This is a genomic window from Companilactobacillus alimentarius DSM 20249, from assembly GCF_002849895.1.
In the GTDB taxonomy this organism is placed as follows: domain Bacteria; phylum Bacillota; class Bacilli; order Lactobacillales; family Lactobacillaceae; genus Companilactobacillus; species Companilactobacillus alimentarius.
In genome coordinates this window covers 1,350,733-1,365,815 of sequence record NZ_CP018867.1, presented here as the reverse complement: position 1 = coordinate 1,365,815, position 15,083 = coordinate 1,350,733, and the positions used below count along the sequence as shown (strand labels likewise).

Here is a 15,083-nt window from a genome sequence, read left to right as displayed (position 1 = left end):
TGAATGACAAAGTTTCCAGAGAATTTCCTATGGGGTGGAGCTACTGCTGCTAACCAACTAGAAGGGGGCTACAAGGAAGGCGGACGTGGTTTATCAATCGCGGATGCATTGCCTGGTGGTAAAAAGAGATTTCAAATTGTTCAAAGTCCTGAATTTGATTGGACTATTGACGAAAGTAAGTATAAATATCCTAATCATGAAGGCATTGATTACTATCATCGTTTTAAGGATGATATCAAATTATTTTCTGAGATGGGCTTTAAGTGCTATCGTTTTTCGATTGCTTGGTCAAGAATTTTTCCAAATGGTGATGAAACAGAGCCTAATGAAGCTGGTTTTGACACGTTACTATAAGAAAGTTAAATATTGGATGACTTTCAACGAAATCAATAGTGCAGCACATTTCCCAGTTATGGGTCAGGGATTAGTTCCTTCAAACGGGGCTAATGATAAGAAGAATGTTTTCCAAGCATGGCATAATCAATTTGTTTCCAGTTCTATGGCTGTTAAGATTGGTCATGAATTGGATCCAGATTTACAAATTGGTTGTATGATTCTTTACGCTACAACATATAGTTATGACGCTAATCCAGCTAATCAATTAGCTACTTTGCAACAAAATCAAGATTTCAATTTCTTCTGTAGCGATGTTCAAGTTCGTGGACAATATCCTAGCTATACTAAGAGATTGCTAGCTGAATATGGATTGAAACTAGCTGATTTGGATAGAACTGATGAGGAATTAGATTTGATCAAGAAGTATCCAGTTGATTATATTGGATTCAGTTATTATATGTCTTCAGCAGTTGAGGTCACTAAAGAGGATAATGACACCGTTAGCGGTAATTTATTGGGTGGTGTGAAGAATCCATTCTTGAAAGCTAGTGACTGGGGCTGGCAAATTGATCCAACTGGTTTGAGAATTGCTTTGAATCAACTATATGATCGTTATCAAAAACCATTGTTCATCGTTGAAAATGGTTTGGGAGCAATTGATAAACCCGATAAGAATCACTACGTTGAAGATGATTATCGAATTGATTATTTGAAAGAGCACATTCAAGCTATGGCTGGTGCGATTGATGATGGTGTTGACTTAATGGGGTATACTCCTTGGGGATGCATTGATTTGGTTAGTGCATCAACAGGTGAAATGTCTAAGCGTTATGGATTCATTTACGTTGACTTAGATGATAATGGCAATGGTACTTTGGATAGATATAAGAAGAAGTCATTCTATTGGTATCAAAGAGTTATCGAATCAAATGGTAAAGAATTATAAGATTATAAAAAAGCGGTGTATTTTCAAAACGAAAATACGCCGCTTTTTTTATACATTTTTGTATTCAGATTATTTAAGAATTGAAGAACTATCACCACGAAGATAGGCTTTAACATCATCTTCAATTGGATCATAGAAATCAGGAGTAACTCCTAAATATTTACATGCTTCATAGAGAACAGGCACAACATCATCACGGACTGCTGCCATGTGATGAATATATGGACCATAAACTAATTTTGTTTCAAAACGGTTGAGGTTAGCAAATTGTAACCAGATATAAGTTCCTTGTTCATATGGGCCAGCACAAGTTTTTGCATTTCCCATTAACATTGAGTATTTGCCATTATCGCCGTCAAAGCGGCAAAGGGTGTAGTTACCATCTTGAGCTTGGAAACCAACGGACCCTGGATAGTCGAAGACAAAGTGAGATTTAGGCAAAGTCGGTTTGTTCTTGGCGGTTGAGAATGGAAATACTCCTAAATGTTGTAACAGTTCACCATTGGGATTATCTGGGTGACGACAGTTAACATCGGCAAAGATAGCACGGTGATCGCCTAAAGTAGCTGCTTCAACCAACAACTCAGAGATGACACCATGAATATCAGTTTCACAAGTTACAGGAAGTCCTTCATCTTGAAGTGCAGTCCAACACTGGATAGCAGCAGAATTGCAGCCATAGTCTTTGGCTAGTTTTTTGATAGCAACTTTAAGTGCAGCAACCATTTGTAAATCTTTATCAGAAATTTTAACGTCGGCAATTTCTTTTAAAGTATTTTCTGATTCAACAATTTCAGGATCTTTCTTGTCGACAACTTCATGGATCTTCTCAACCAATTCAGTTAAAGGAATGGGTGAAAGGGAAATATTGAATTTCTCTAACAGTTCGCCTTCATTGACCATTGTGCTCCAGAAGTCAAAGGGACGAGGTCCAATTTGAAGAATTCTAGTGTTCTTAAAAGTCTTAACGACGTTGCAAACTTTAATGAAATCACGCACACCTTGTTCGAAAGCCGGGTCATCAAGATCACAGTTCTTTACATAAGTGAAGGGAATTTGGAAACGACGTAAAACTTTACCAATAGCAAACAAACCACATTGGGTATCTCTCAAACGTGAACCATCAGCCGCTGGGGCTTCATCTTTAGGTCCCCAAAGTAAAACAGGCACATTTAATTTCTTGGCAAGACGAGCACATTCATATTCAGTTCCAAAATTTTCATTGGCTAGGAACAATCCATCAATGTGAGCATTTTGAAATTTATCGGCAATTTTATTCATACCATTATCATCGTAAAGTAGTCCATCATCGTTAACATCTTTAATATCAACATAATCGACCCCTAATTCATCTAATTTCTTACGTGTGTAATCAGCATATTCGATTGCAGCATCAGCAGAGAAGATGTTTCTTCTTGTTGGAGCAAAACCTAGTTTAATTTTATCTACACTCATAAATAATTACTCCTTTAATTTAATAAATTAATTATCTGGAAATCGTTTCCATAGGTAAACTATAAAGCTGATAAGAACTTAATTCAATAGTTTATTAAACTTAATTTGCTAAACTTAAATTAATGATAATCGAAGAATCGCCTATGTAATAGTAATTATGCTTATAAACTAAGAATATTAATATATTTGATAGCTTCATATTTATACTAAACTATTGAAAAATTTAGCTAAACAGTTTAGTATAAATTTTGAAAGCGATTACTGAAATCAATTGTAAGGAGAAATTTTTATGGAAGTCGAACAATTAGAGAAAAAGGCTATTGAAATGAGAAAAGCAACTTGGGAAATGATTTATCGTGCTAAAACCGGCCATACTGGTTCAGATTTATCTTGTACCGATATTTTAGTTGCTCTCTACTATAAAGTTTTGAATCAGTCGCCAGAATCTTTTAAAAGTGCAAATCGTGACAGATATATTCAATCCAAAGGTCATGCGGTAGAAATATTATTGAACGTTTTAGCTGACCGCGGATACTTTCCCAAGAGTGATCTACTAACATATTCACAATTCAAATCAGCATATATTGGTCATCCTAATAATCATGTGAATGGAATTGAAATGAATACGGGTTCTCTTGGGCATGGTTTAGCTTTAAGTGTCGGAATTGCTAAAGCCGCTAAGATGGATGACAAAGATTATCATACTTATGTTTTGATGGGCGATGGTGAACAAGCTGAGGGATCAGTTTGGGAAGCCGCAATGGCTGCAGGTAATTTCAATTTAGATAATTTGACTGCCATTATTGATCATAATGGTTTACAAATTACTGGCAAAACGAAGGATGTCATGAATAGCGAACCGCTGAAAGCTAAATATGAAGCCTTTGGCTGGAATGTTGTCGAAATTGATGGCAATGATATGTCACAATTAGTCGCTGCATTTGATTTGAAACCAGTCTTGCACAAACCAACTTTGATTTTAGCCGATACTATTAAAGGTCGTGGTGTTTCGTTCGCTGAGAATAAAGTGGAATGGCATCATAAGGTTCCAACTAAAGAACAATATGAAGAAGCCTTGGCAGTATTTAATCAGGAATTGGAGGACAGAAAATAATGTCAGAAGAAAATGCACGAAAAGTTGGAGAAGTTATTTGTGAACAATTAATAGATGCTGGAAAAAAGGATTCTGATATTACCGTCTTAACCAGTGATTCCAGAGGCTCTGGTTCCTTAGTTCCTTTTGCTAATGAACTTCCTAAACAAATTGTGGAAGTAGGTATTGCTGAACAAGATCTAGTTACGATCAGTGCTGGATTGGCTCATAGTGGCAAGCGTCCCTTTGCAGTTTCACCGGCAGCATTCTTGACCATGAGAAGTATCGAGCAGGTCAAAGTGGATGTTTCTTATTCCAACACGAATGTTAAATTGCTCGGAATCAGTGGTGGAAACTCATACAGTGTTCTTGGCAGTACTCACCATTCTCTTCAAGATTTAGCAATTACTAGAGCTATCCCTAATTTGGAAATTTATATGCCCTGCGATCAGTATCAAACAATTGGCTTATTTAAGTATTTAGTTAAATCTGATAAACCAGCCTATATTAGAATTGGTAAAAAAGCTCTAAGCAATTGTTATTCCACACCAGAAGAAGCTTTTGTAAAACCGGGCAAAGCTAATGTCTTAAGAAATGGCAAAGATGTGGCTTTAGTAGCAATGGGTGAAACAGTACCTGAAGCCTTAAAAGCTGTTGATCTATTGGCTAAAGAAGGCATCAAGGCAACCGTTATTGATTTAGTAAGTTTGAAGCCATTAGATGCAAATTTATTGGCTCAAATCAGTAATGAATTTTCTGATATTTATACAATTGAAGAACACAGTATTTATAACGGAATTGGCTCAGCTGTAGCTGAAGTAGTGGCTACTAATGGTAATGCCAAGCTACATATCTTAGGTTTTCCTGATGAACCGGCAATTGCCGGAACACAGGATGAAGTCTTTGGCTATTATGGACTTGATGGTTCAGGCATTGCTAAGAACGTTCAAAAATCAATTTCTTAATTTGAGGTGAATTTTATTATGAAATACTTATTAGGAATTGATCAGAGTACACAAGGTACAAAGGTTGTTTTAGTTGATCAAGATGGTCAGATTCTAAGGAAACTAACGCGCAGTCATCATCAAATCATCAGTAAACAAGGTTGGGTGAGTCATGATTTACGAGAAATTTATCAAAATATATTATTTTTAATTAGAAAACTTTTGGACGATCCGAAAGTTGATTCTAAGAAGATTGTTGGTCTAGGGATTACCAATCAAAGAGAGACCGCCGCCGCGTGGTCTAAGTCAACTGGTAAGCCATTGTCAGAGTCAGTCGTTTGGCAGTGTTCACGAGCAAAGGAGATTTGTGAACGGATTGGAAAGACTGGCGTTTTGAAAACAGTATATCAAAAAACTGGTATGCCCCTGTCACCCTATTTCACTGCTGCTAAATTTACTTGGTTGTTGGAAAATGTTTCCGAAGTAAAAATTGCTTCCGAAAAAGGAGATCTCTGCCTAGGGACAATTGATAGCTGGTTGATTTATCAATTAACAAAAGGTGGAAATTTTAAAACAGAACCTTCTAATGCTTCCAGAACCCAATTGATGAATTTAGAGACAGGAGATTGGGATAATGATTTATTGAAGATTTTTAATTTGAAGAAATCATATTTAGCTCAGATTGTTGATTCTAATGATCAATTTGGCATGACTGATTTTGAAGGAATTTTAAATCATAAGATTCCAATTTATGGCGTGATGGGAGATTCCCAAGCAGCTTTGTTTGGACAAAGATGTATTAATTTCGGCGATGTTAAATCAACTTATGGAACAGGATCGTCAATTATGATGAATGTTGGTTCTGATCCAGTCAGATCGAAGAATCGCCTGATGACTTCTGTTGCTTGGCAAATTAATGGAAAGCCTACGTATGTTTTAGAGGGAAATATTAATTATTCAGGTGCAGTTATCAAATGGTTAAAAGATGATTTGGGGTTAATTGAACACAGTGCAGAGACTGAGGAGATGGCCTATCGTGCTAATAAGGATGACAAAACTTATTTGATTCCGGCATTTACAGGTTTGGGAGCTCCATATTGGAATGATAATGCGACTGGTACAATAACTGGGATGACACGGAAAACAAGAAAAAATGAAGTTGTTAAAGCTGGACTGGAAAGTATTGCTTATCAAATAAATGATGTCTTGCAATTGATGAAAAAGGATACCAGTTGCCAAATTAAATCTTTGAAAGTCGATGGTGGGGCAACCGCTAATAATTATTTGATGCAATTTCAAAGTGATTTGTTACAAGCACAATTAAAAATTCCTAATGTTGAAGAGTTAAGTGTGCTGGGGTCAGTATTCTTAGCTGGACTGCAATTAGGAATCTATAATGAAAAAACTATTGGAGAAGCCGTAGAATATCAAACATTCAATTCAAAAATGAATTTGCTTGATTGTACAAAAAAGGTACAGGGATGGCATAATGCAATTTCTCTAATCAATGTATAAAAAAACGATTCAAACATATTTTTAAGTATGTTTGAATCGTTTTTCTATTTCTCGATTTCTTTAATTCGTTTTTGAGTATCAGCCTGAATCATCTCATGATAAAAGGTGCTCTCAACGGGATTCATCTTTGTAAAATCTACATCGGTTATAGCTGAAAATGTTTCAAGATAAGTTTTACCATCTTTTTCTTGAGAACACATGATAACCATTTGTCCCTTATCAACATCGTTTGAGGCGATTAACGTACAGTCATCAGGATGGAACTTTTCTTCAATTTCTGTAATTTGACCACTACCAACGTTGCGCATGAATTCATCGTACATTTGAATATATTTTTTTCCAGTGGTAACGCCCATATCTTTGAATTTGCCAGTTGCCCAAACTTTTTTAACAATTTCAAAATAGTCGTCTGATGAAATTTCTGTCATCTTAAGCACCCCTTTAATTAAACTTTATAATAACTATTATAATAATCTTCTTAGTAAAATTATAGGTCCATCGCTAAGATAAATTGAAAAGATTAGTTTGATGCCGATATAACTGAGATAATTGTTTCAAGATAAATTGCTTGATTTTCTTTTTTAGATTAAGGAAAAATTAAAAAGTTCATAAAAAATTCAAAGAATGTTGACGAAATGTCAACATTTTTGCCATATAATATAACAGTTGAGAATCGAAAAATTAAGGAGTTGTCTATGAGGAGGAAAAAGTTTTTTTTACTTGCGTTAATTCCCTTTGTATTGTTTATACTGGTGGGGTGTTCTAGTAAATCTGATGATGCTCAGACTTTGTCTACGGCCCAGATTAAAAAGAACATTGGTTCAAAATTAATCTCTACTAGGGAAAATGAACAAAAGGATCTAACGAAAGAATATCAGAAAGTTACTAAGAATAAAGCCTATACTTTGGAGAATCCCTATACGAAAGTTAATCCATATAAGGATTCACCATTAACAGCTTTGGTTATTTTCAAGACTAATAAGGAAGCAAAAGTTAGTTATACTGTAGCTGGAAAGACTGCTAATACTAGTGTCACAAATTCAGTTAAGGGTTATCACAAGACGCATCAAGTACCTGTAGCAGGGTTATATGCTGACGATAATAATACTATTACTATAACCGTGACTTATAAGGATGGTACGACTGATACGAAAGAATTGACGTTAAAGACGGGGGCTCTTCCTAAGTATATCGCCAATGCTAAAATTGTGGTTTCTAAAAATGATAAGGATAAGATGGATATTGGTCAAAACAAATTGACTCTGATCAATCGAACGACTAAAGAACCATTCGCAATTGATGCTGATGGAAATGTCAGATGGTATTCTACCAATTATTCACAACATACGATTGAACAGACTGATAATGGTCACTTACTTATTTTGACCAAAAAGAACGTTGATTCATCCGTTTATAATGATCTGATTGAAACAGATGTCATGGGTCGAGTTTATCAGGAATATAGCTTTAATAGTAAGGTTAAATCAAACGATAGTGGTAATGCCAAAGATGAAACAACGGTTATTCATCATGATTTATTAGAATTGCCGAATAAAGATATTCTAGCAACAGTAAATGACGGTTCCAAGTATAAGGAAGATGTCATGGTTCAAATTTCGCATAAAACTGGTAAAATTGTCAAAGTGATTGATTTGAAGAAACTCTTACCTAGTTCAATGTATAAGAACTATAAGAAGGGTTCCGATGGCAAGATTGATTGGTTCCATCAAAATGCGGTGGATTACGATAAGACTGATAATACAATTATGATTTCCGGTCGTAATCAAGATATGATCATGAAATTAAATTATAAGACTAATAAAATTATTTGGATTTACAGTGGTAAGTCTAAGTCTAGCTGGCCGAAGAAATATCGTAGTAAGCTTTTGACTCCAACGAAGGGTACTACGATTACCGGAGGACAACACGGACTTTATCAATTGAGTAAAGATAAAAATGGTGAGAATATTATTCTTTATGACAATAATATTGATGTAACTAATGGTAACAAGAAGACTTCTGGTAAGTATTCGCAAGCCGTTCAGTATCATATCAATACTAAGAAGATGACCATTGACCAAACTTGGGCTTATGGAAAATCTTTAGGTAAGGGTAATTTTACTAATATCATTGGTTATGCCGAACGTGAAAGCAATGGCAATACATTGATTGATTTCGGATTTAAGAATAATGGTAAAGAAAGTAATATTATTGAAGTTGACAAAGATAATAATCAAGTCTTTAATGTAACAATTAAAAATGCTTCATCTAAAGCTTATGTCTATCGGGCTTATCGCTTAGAATTTTATCCAAGTGGATATACTTTCGATGTTAATAAGTAGCAGTATTTTATAAAATTCTATAAAAAAATTCGGTACAGATTTGAGGAAATCTAGTATCGAATTTTTTTTATGTATTTGATGACAACAATTATTCAGTAAATGATTGGTTCAATTTGTTTAATTCAGTGTCATTGAATCTGATTTCGTCCAATTTATCGGAATTTTCAGAAATTTTACTACTGATTTTTTGATTCAAGTGGTCGATATCATCTGGACTACTGCCATCAGGCAAAACACCAACAATTAAGTAGTCAACGGGAATTTTATCATTTCCCCAAGCAACAGGCTCCTTGAAGGTTAAAGTCATAGTATGTGCCTTATGTTTTTTATCGCTTGTGACAAACATGTAGGCAACCCGATTTTCCAAGATAGTAGGATCCTGTGCAGCACTAGCAAATAAACTACTTTGAACGCTTTGACTGTCAAGGTTGAATTCTTCGGCAGTCTTTTGAGCAGCCAACTTCAAAGCACCTAATTGATTGTTATCTTCTAATTTAATATCTGCGGTTGTGTGATTTTTTCTAAATATTTTGAATAGCATAATATGATCTCCTTTGTTAAAAATTATTAACGAAGTAGTATCGACATGTCTTACTCTCTACATCTATTATGATATTCTATCGAACCCGTTTCATAGCAAGGGGAAAGTGATTTTTTTTCTAAATTAAAATGACCTAATTTCAGAAGGCAATTCAGTGGGGTCTTCTAAGATTGATTCAGCCCCGGCTTCACGCAATTCTTGAAAGCTACCAAAGCCATAAGTTATTCCCAATGTATGGATATTATTTTTAATGCCACCGATAATATCAGTAGCACGATCGCCGATAATGATTGATTCATCCTTTTTGGCTTGGGCATTTTCTAAGGCATATTTTAAAATATCTTCTTTAGAAGAACGTGTTATTTCATCTTCAGAAGCGCCGTAAAGACCAGTGAAGTAGTCGTCTAAATTTAAGTGAGTGATTAATTTCTTTATCAATGATTCAACTTTGGCTGAAGAAATATATAATTGGTATCCGTCATCTTTTAAAGCTGCCAGAACATCTTCAATTTGTGGATAAAGCGTTAATTGATAGAGCCCTTCAGTTTTATAGTAGGCATCATAAGCATCGATAGCTTCCTGGTAGCGTGATTTGGGTAAATCAGGGTAAAACTTTCCCAGACTTTCGGTAATAGCTGGTCCAATGAACTTCTGATAAGTGTCAGGTCCAAGGTCGTCTAGTTTTAAAGTTTGAGCCATATAAGCTAAGGCTTTAACGGTACCTAGTTTGGTGTTGGCAATTGTGCCATCGAAATCGAAAAATATATATTTCATGATAAACTCCTTATTCTGTAATAGGTTTGTGATTAGCGATGAAGATTCCTGAGGTCGTCAATAATACGGATAGCAATTATTAGACTCCAAGAATTAGAAATGGTTTGAAGAAATCCAAACAGGGTAGGACTTGGCAGCTACGAGCATCATGCTTATTAAAAAATACTTTTTTGACGAAGATGTTTGCATCATTATCTCTTTTAATAGTAGCAAATTACATTTTATATCAGAAAAAGGATCGTGCCAAATGCGTGACAGGATCCTCGATTGTTAATTAGATTTTATTGTATAAATGGTTATGAGATAAAAATAATTTTATCCTTTGCCCCATTGGCTGAAGAAATTTCCGGCGAACTCTATAAACTTATCATAAGAAACATTAAAGTCATTGTCTTCCAAGTATTCAACTAGTCCAATCAAACCACCGACGATGAAGCTAATCATTAATTCGGGGGTATCTGATTCGGTGATCATCTTAATTAAAGGATCATTTTGACTGTTAGGGTCCTTACTTTTGGTTTTAACAATATCGCGTAAAATACTTCTAAATTCAGGATAAAGGTTAGCTTTTGTTTGATACTGCGGTGAAATGTGATGCATGAACTTGCTGTTCTTTTCCATAAAGTCGGCAATCTGGGTAACGATGGTTTTGGAATTGGTAGTGTTGTTAAGCAAGTCGTCTAGTAGATAGGAGAAAACGGCATGTAATAACGCATACTTGTCACTGAAATAACGGTAGAAAGTGCTGTGGTTGATCAGGGCCTCGTCACATATGTCACCAACCGTGATTTTCTCAAAAGGTTTCTTTTGTAATAAAGAAATCATAGCAGTTATAATTGATTTTTCGGTTCGTTGGGTTACTTGTGACATGGTGTCCTCCTACAGTACCTTGACATTTTCATATCTGGTCATCAATGAATTGAAGTCGTAGTCCTTAATTTTTTGAATGCTGTCATGACCATTGAAAAAGGCAGTTAAGCTTCCGGCTAGCATGAGATTTAATGGCTCATCAGAATTATTTCTAACTCCAATAACTGGAATGTTGTTAGCCACTGCATAGCCACATTCCCACATGGTTCCGGAATCTGGTTCCATTTCTTTTTCTTCCAATTTATAGTCTAACATTGCGACTACTACATCGGAAATATTAATGTTGTTTATATCGTGTTTATAAACGGCGGTTTGCCATTCGAGTGAACCAAATTCGGCAGCGGTGTATTCATGCTTCCCAGGTCTAAAAATATCTCCAATAGTAGAGTTCTTTTCTAATAGGGCTTGAATTTCGTCTAAGCGTTTAATTTGATTTTCACTGAAAAAAGGTCCGGCAAGGTATACTCGATTCTTCTTTTCCATGGTTAAAAATGTTGCTCCTTTATGTTTATGTACCAATTATACTAAATATTTCTTTAATACATGAAAAATAATGTTGAGTTTACATTATTTAGGGTTAAAATATAGTTTAAATTAAAAGGATTAGGGGAAATTTAATTAATAAATTTTATTAAAAAGCCTTTTCATAAACAAATTTAGATGATATAACGAAGTTGGCACGGAGGAATGATGCTTATGAATAAAAATGGATTGCGAAAAATTCATGAAGATAAGAAAAAAGTCAGTTGGCTGGCAATGTTTGGCATATTTCTGGCCTTTATTTTGTTGATCTTCTAGGGACAACGTGCTATAGATGGGATAGATAATCTCGATAAAAATATTTAATAACTGAGGCTGAGAATTTGGCCTCAGTTTTTTTCACGGAGATGATAATGTGAATATTGCTCAGATTAAAAATATTTTATATTCAGGAATCGTGGGAGATGCCATTGGTGTTCCGTTTGAGTTTGCTAAACGGGATTCTTATTATGTCGATACGATGGAAAGTGGCGGTACTTGGGAACAACCAGCGGGTAGTTGGTCGGATGATACTTCCTTTACATTACCCTTAATGAGTAATTTGGTTGAAGGCGGAGATTATGAACAATTAATGCAGAAATTTGAAGAGTACATGTATGACAATCAATTCACGCCTAATAATATAGCCTTTGGGATTGGACAAACGTGTGCTAAAGCGATTCGAAATTGGTCAATAAATCATTATCCAGCACTTGAATGTGGTGATCCGAGTGAATTTGCAAACGGCAATGGTGCTCTCATGCGTCTGGCACCACTAGCAATTGATTTGAGAAATGAATCTGATTTGAAAAAGAGATTAGCTTTAACAAAGAATTATACAACTTTGACCCATCGTCATCCTCGAGCAATTATGGCCAGTTATATTTATTTAGAAATATTACACAGTTTATTAAATGGAAAAAATCTTACCGATACTTTACAAGTTTTACCCAATGAATTTCGTGGAGCTGTTGATGCGATTGAATGGAAAGAATTCGATTATTATCAAGCTATTTTTCAGCCAGGATTTAAGGATCGTAGTCGCGATAATATCAAATCGACTGGTTATGTGGTAGATACTTTATTAGCAGTAGTTTGGACTGTTTTGAATTCTAAATCAATCAATGAAGCAATTATTTTAGCGGTCAATTTAGGAGAGGATACAGATACGATTGCTAGTATTGCAGGAACAATGGCTAGCTGCCAGTATTTGTCTGATCGAGTTGATTCAAATTGGGTCGGTCAATTACAAAATTTACCCTTATTGCAGGGGATTATTGATCCGTTTGCCAAAATAGAAGCAAAATAAAAAGGCATCTATTTATTAAGTCTCACCGATTTCAAAAATCGTTTGGACTTCTAAATGGATGCTTTTTACTTATTATTTGGTTTTATTAGAATATTGTCAGAATTACCAAACCACTTTTGACTAATTTTTTGTAACTCACCAGTGTTAGATAAATGTTGCAATCCGGTGTCAATTTTTTTCTTGAGAGTTTTGTCGCCTTTACGCATACCAACGGCAAAGTCTTCACCACTGAAACCGCCGCGGGTCGTGTTGTATGAATCGGGATCTTTTTCTTTACTAATATAGTAACCAGCGTAGACACTATCAATCAAGAGTCCTTGAATCCGATTGTCATCTAGGTCCATTAAAGCATTATTAAAGGAATCATAGAGGACTGGCGTTTTATTCTTGATGTAATTTTTTAACATTGTGGGATGTTCGTCCAGCAAACTGGCACCAGAAGAACTGGTTTGAACTCCTAAGGTTTTATTCTGCATACCTTTGAAGGAATTGATTTTCTCTGAAGTCTTAGTTACTAGAACTTGACGGTTAGCCATATAAGGACGTGAGAAGGCTAATTGTTTTTCTCTAGCTGGTGTAATCGTATAACCATTCCAGATTAGATCAATTGTCTGGTTTCTAAGTTCAGTTTCTTTCATATTCCAATCAATAGGCTGAAAGTCAGCTTTGATACCGTACTGTTTGAAAACTGCTTTGGCTAAATCAATATCGAAACCGACAAGCTTGCCATCTTTTTGTCGAAAGCCCATTGGCACGAAAGTATCGTCTAAACCGATAATAACTCGACCGCGTTTTTTGATGTGTGACCAAGTATCAGCAGTATTAGCTTGTTGAGCGACCGACTTTTGATTGCTGCTGCAACCGGTCAATCCCAAGGCAAAGAATAATAGTGCGATAAATATTAAAATTTTTTTCTTCATATTATTAATCCCCCTGAGACTAATCGTTTAACGGTTTAACTTCGAGCAATTGATCGGCAATTTTTTTAGCAAAATCAGGATCATGAGTAATGACAATTTGTGTAATGCCAGTTTTTTTCAAATCAAGGATAACTTGAGCCACGGTGTCACGCAAACTAGGATCGAGTGCGGAAGTTGGTTCATCGTAGCAGAGTATTTGTGGTTGCATAGCCAAAGCTCTCGCAATGGCAACTCGTTGTTTTTGTCCACCTGATAGTTCGAACGGATATTGATTTTTTAAAGAAGTGAGTCCTAATTGTTCCAACAGGTTATTGACGTTATTTTGAACGGTAGTTTGATCTTGTTTTAGGACCAATTTTGGTGCTAAAGAAATGTTTTCCATGACTGACAGATGAGGGAAAAGATTGAAATCTTGGAAGACGACGCCAATGACCCGTTCTTTGACTGATTCATCATAAGGATCGAATGGTTGATTATTTAAAGAAAAAGTTCCTGAATCGACTCTTTCTAGTCCTGCAATACAACGTAAGAGGGTTGTTTTACCAGCACCACTGGGACCCACGATACTTAAAATTGAATTATCTTTGACTTCTAAATTTAAATTATCAAGAATGGTTTTGCCATCAAAACTTTTTGTGATATTTGTTAATTTCAACATAATTCTCTCTCCTAACGGTAATAACTAAAGCGCTTTTCTAAGATTTTTAAGATCCAAGTGCAGATCAAAGTTAACAGTAGATAGATGATACCCACTAAAACTAGTGGTAATAAGGTAACGTCACGGGAACTGGCAATATTTCCAGCTCTTAAGAGATCCCCTAGACCAATTACATAAACCAAAGATGAATCTTTAACTAAGTTAATAACTTCGTTACCAATTGAAGGTAGGACAATCTTAACAACTTGTGGAATGATTATTTTACGAATTGTTTGCCAATAATTTAGTCCTAAAACTTTAGCGCCCTCGAATTGTCCAGTGCTGACAGTTCCAAAGCCACCACGGAAAATCTCGGCAAAATAAGCAGTGTAATTGAGGATAAAAGCGAAGAGGGCCGCATCATATCTTTCAAAAACAATATGGGCAAAGGGCATATTAGGTAGTCCGTAGAAAACGAAAATCAGTTGTAGAAGTAATGGAGTTCCACGCATAACCCAGATATAAAATGAGATAATCCAACTCAATGGTTTGAATTTAGAACTGCGTCCTAGTGATACTAATATTCCTAGTGGCAATGAACAGATCAAAGTCCAAAAGAAGATTTTCAAAGTCATAACGGTACCGCTGAGAAGCGATGGTAAAATTTCAAAAATATAATTGATCATAATTTCTTCCCCTTTTCAAATATAAAAAAAACGTCCCTTAGCAATTATTGCTAAAGGACGTTTTCACGTGGTTCCACCTTAGTTCGTTAATACCTCACGATATTAACCTCAAGAAGTCATTGTAAATAAAAGATACTGAAAATAAAAAACGCCCTCTTGATCTCAAAAGATCAAGAGGGCGAATATTCGCGGTACC

The 15,083-nt window shown here is 35.4% G+C and carries 14 protein-coding genes, 1 pseudogene and 1 other annotated feature (1 of these 16 running past the window's edge); of the genes and pseudogenes, 6 read left to right on the top strand and 9 right to left on the bottom strand.

From position 1 onward, the window contains the following. Positions 1 to 3: 3 nt before the first annotated feature. Positions 4 to 1,282: pseudogene (locus LA20249_RS06565) on the top strand (glycoside hydrolase family 1 protein). Between the two features lie 69 nt (positions 1,283 to 1,351). On the opposite strand, the gene LA20249_RS06560 reads toward LA20249_RS06565, so the two are convergent. Next, positions 1,352 to 2,737, bottom strand: a complete 1,386-nt coding sequence (locus tag LA20249_RS06560; RefSeq protein WP_057738296.1) for an L-fucose/L-arabinose isomerase family protein — start codon at positions 2,735 to 2,737, stop codon at positions 1,352 to 1,354. A 289-nt stretch (positions 2,738 to 3,026) separates the two neighbouring features. On the opposite strand from LA20249_RS06560, the gene LA20249_RS06555 reads away from it, so the two are divergent. The 3 genes from LA20249_RS06555 to LA20249_RS06545 are packed head-to-tail and all read left to right on the top strand — an operon-like array spanning position 3,027 to position 6,289. Further along, the gene (locus LA20249_RS06555) at positions 3,027 to 3,851 is read left to right on the top strand and encodes a transketolase (RefSeq protein WP_057738298.1); all 825 of its coding nucleotides are present in this window, start codon (positions 3,027 to 3,029) and stop codon (positions 3,849 to 3,851) included. Next, the gene (locus LA20249_RS06550; RefSeq protein WP_057738300.1) at positions 3,851 to 4,795 is read left to right on the top strand and encodes a transketolase family protein; all 945 of its coding nucleotides are present in this window, start codon (positions 3,851 to 3,853) and stop codon (positions 4,793 to 4,795) included. The genes LA20249_RS06555 and LA20249_RS06550 overlap by 1 nt, the downstream gene beginning before the upstream one ends. A gap of 18 nt (positions 4,796 to 4,813) precedes the next feature. After that, the gene (locus LA20249_RS06545; RefSeq protein ID WP_057738302.1) at positions 4,814 to 6,289 is read left to right on the top strand and encodes an FGGY-family carbohydrate kinase; all 1,476 of its coding nucleotides are present in this window, start codon (positions 4,814 to 4,816) and stop codon (positions 6,287 to 6,289) included. A 44-nt stretch (positions 6,290 to 6,333) separates the two neighbouring features. Here LA20249_RS06545 and LA20249_RS06540 read toward each other — a convergent pair whose 3' ends face one another. Further along, entirely contained in the window at positions 6,334 to 6,717 is a 384-nt protein-coding gene (locus LA20249_RS06540; RefSeq protein WP_057738304.1) for a hypothetical protein, read from the bottom strand. Positions 6,718 to 6,984: 267 nt separating this feature from the next. Here LA20249_RS06540 and LA20249_RS06535 point away from each other — a divergent pair, with 267 nt between their 5' ends. Further along, the gene (locus LA20249_RS06535; protein WP_083477904.1) at positions 6,985 to 8,631 is read left to right on the top strand and encodes an aryl-sulfate sulfotransferase; all 1,647 of its coding nucleotides are present in this window, start codon (positions 6,985 to 6,987) and stop codon (positions 8,629 to 8,631) included. Between the two features lie 88 nt (positions 8,632 to 8,719). Here LA20249_RS06535 and LA20249_RS06530 read toward each other — a convergent pair whose 3' ends face one another. From LA20249_RS06530 to LA20249_RS06515, 4 genes are all read right to left on the bottom strand, one after another. Beyond that, positions 8,720 to 9,172 carry a PTS sugar transporter subunit IIA gene (locus LA20249_RS06530; RefSeq protein WP_057738306.1) on the bottom strand — a complete coding sequence of 151 codons (453 nt, stop codon included), beginning with the start codon at positions 9,170 to 9,172 and terminating at the stop codon, positions 8,720 to 8,722. Between the two features lie 123 nt (positions 9,173 to 9,295). Then, positions 9,296 to 9,946: an HAD hydrolase-like protein gene (locus tag LA20249_RS06525; RefSeq protein WP_057738308.1), complete on the bottom strand. Its 651-nt coding sequence runs from the start codon at positions 9,944 to 9,946 to the stop codon at positions 9,296 to 9,298. Positions 9,947 to 10,261: 315 nt separating this feature from the next. Continuing rightward, entirely contained in the window at positions 10,262 to 10,816 is a 555-nt protein-coding gene (locus tag LA20249_RS06520; protein ID WP_057738310.1) for a TetR/AcrR family transcriptional regulator, read from the bottom strand. Positions 10,817 to 10,825: 9 nt separating this feature from the next. Further along, complete coding sequence (locus tag LA20249_RS06515) at positions 10,826 to 11,299, bottom strand: nucleoside 2-deoxyribosyltransferase (RefSeq protein WP_057738312.1); 474 nt, start codon at positions 11,297 to 11,299, stop codon at positions 10,826 to 10,828. A 412-nt stretch (positions 11,300 to 11,711) separates the two neighbouring features. On the opposite strand from LA20249_RS06515, the gene LA20249_RS06510 reads away from it, so the two are divergent. Beyond that, positions 11,712 to 12,644, top strand: a complete 933-nt coding sequence (locus LA20249_RS06510; RefSeq protein WP_057738314.1) for an ADP-ribosylglycohydrolase family protein — start codon at positions 11,712 to 11,714, stop codon at positions 12,642 to 12,644. A gap of 65 nt (positions 12,645 to 12,709) precedes the next feature. On the opposite strand, the gene LA20249_RS06505 is transcribed toward LA20249_RS06510, so the two are convergent. Genes LA20249_RS06505 through LA20249_RS06495 form a run of 3 tightly spaced genes read right to left on the bottom strand, consistent with a single transcriptional unit; the run spans position 12,710 to position 14,887 of the window. After that, positions 12,710 to 13,564, bottom strand: a complete 855-nt coding sequence (locus LA20249_RS06505; protein ID WP_057738316.1) for a transporter substrate-binding domain-containing protein — start codon at positions 13,562 to 13,564, stop codon at positions 12,710 to 12,712. Positions 13,565 to 13,583: 19 nt separating this feature from the next. Next, positions 13,584 to 14,222 (bottom strand): amino acid ABC transporter ATP-binding protein, encoded by a 639-nt coding sequence (locus tag LA20249_RS06500; RefSeq protein ID WP_057738318.1) that lies wholly within the window; start codon positions 14,220 to 14,222, stop codon positions 13,584 to 13,586. An 11-nt stretch (positions 14,223 to 14,233) separates the two neighbouring features. Beyond that, positions 14,234 to 14,887, bottom strand: coding sequence for an amino acid ABC transporter permease (locus tag LA20249_RS06495; RefSeq protein WP_057738320.1), 654 nt, complete (start codon positions 14,885 to 14,887; stop codon positions 14,234 to 14,236). Between the two features lie 171 nt (positions 14,888 to 15,058). Then, positions 15,059 to 15,083: a binding site (T-box leader), on the bottom strand (it continues 197 nt past the right edge of the window).

Bases quoted from the DNA above. Each gene is read 5' to 3' on its own strand.
- LA20249_RS06560 (WP_057738296.1), bottom strand. From the start codon at position 2,737: ATGAGTGTAGATAAAATTAAACTAGGTTTTGCTCCAACAAGAAGAAAC.
- LA20249_RS06555 (WP_057738298.1), top strand. From the start codon at position 3,027: ATGGAAGTCGAACAATTAGAGAAAAAGGCTATTGAAATGAGAAAAGCA.
- LA20249_RS06550 (WP_057738300.1), top strand. From the start codon at position 3,851: ATGTCAGAAGAAAATGCACGAAAAGTTGGAGAAGTTATTTGTGAACAA.
- LA20249_RS06545 (WP_057738302.1), top strand. From the start codon at position 4,814: ATGAAATACTTATTAGGAATTGATCAGAGTACACAAGGTACAAAGGTT.
- LA20249_RS06540 (WP_057738304.1), bottom strand. From the start codon at position 6,717: ATGACAGAAATTTCATCAGACGACTATTTTGAAATTGTTAAAAAAGTT.
- LA20249_RS06535 (WP_083477904.1), top strand. From the start codon at position 6,985: ATGAGGAGGAAAAAGTTTTTTTTACTTGCGTTAATTCCCTTTGTATTG.
- LA20249_RS06530 (WP_057738306.1), bottom strand. From the start codon at position 9,172: ATGCTATTCAAAATATTTAGAAAAAATCACACAACCGCAGATATTAAA.
- LA20249_RS06525 (WP_057738308.1), bottom strand. From the start codon at position 9,946: ATGAAATATATATTTTTCGATTTCGATGGCACAATTGCCAACACCAAA.
- LA20249_RS06520 (WP_057738310.1), bottom strand. From the start codon at position 10,816: ATGTCACAAGTAACCCAACGAACCGAAAAATCAATTATAACTGCTATG.
- LA20249_RS06515 (WP_057738312.1), bottom strand. From the start codon at position 11,299: ATGGAAAAGAAGAATCGAGTATACCTTGCCGGACCTTTTTTCAGTGAA.
- LA20249_RS06505 (WP_057738316.1), bottom strand. From the start codon at position 13,564: ATGAAGAAAAAAATTTTAATATTTATCGCACTATTATTCTTTGCCTTG.
- LA20249_RS06500 (WP_057738318.1), bottom strand. From the start codon at position 14,222: ATGTTGAAATTAACAAATATCACAAAAAGTTTTGATGGCAAAACCATT.
- LA20249_RS06495 (WP_057738320.1), bottom strand. From the start codon at position 14,887: ATGATCAATTATATTTTTGAAATTTTACCATCGCTTCTCAGCGGTACC.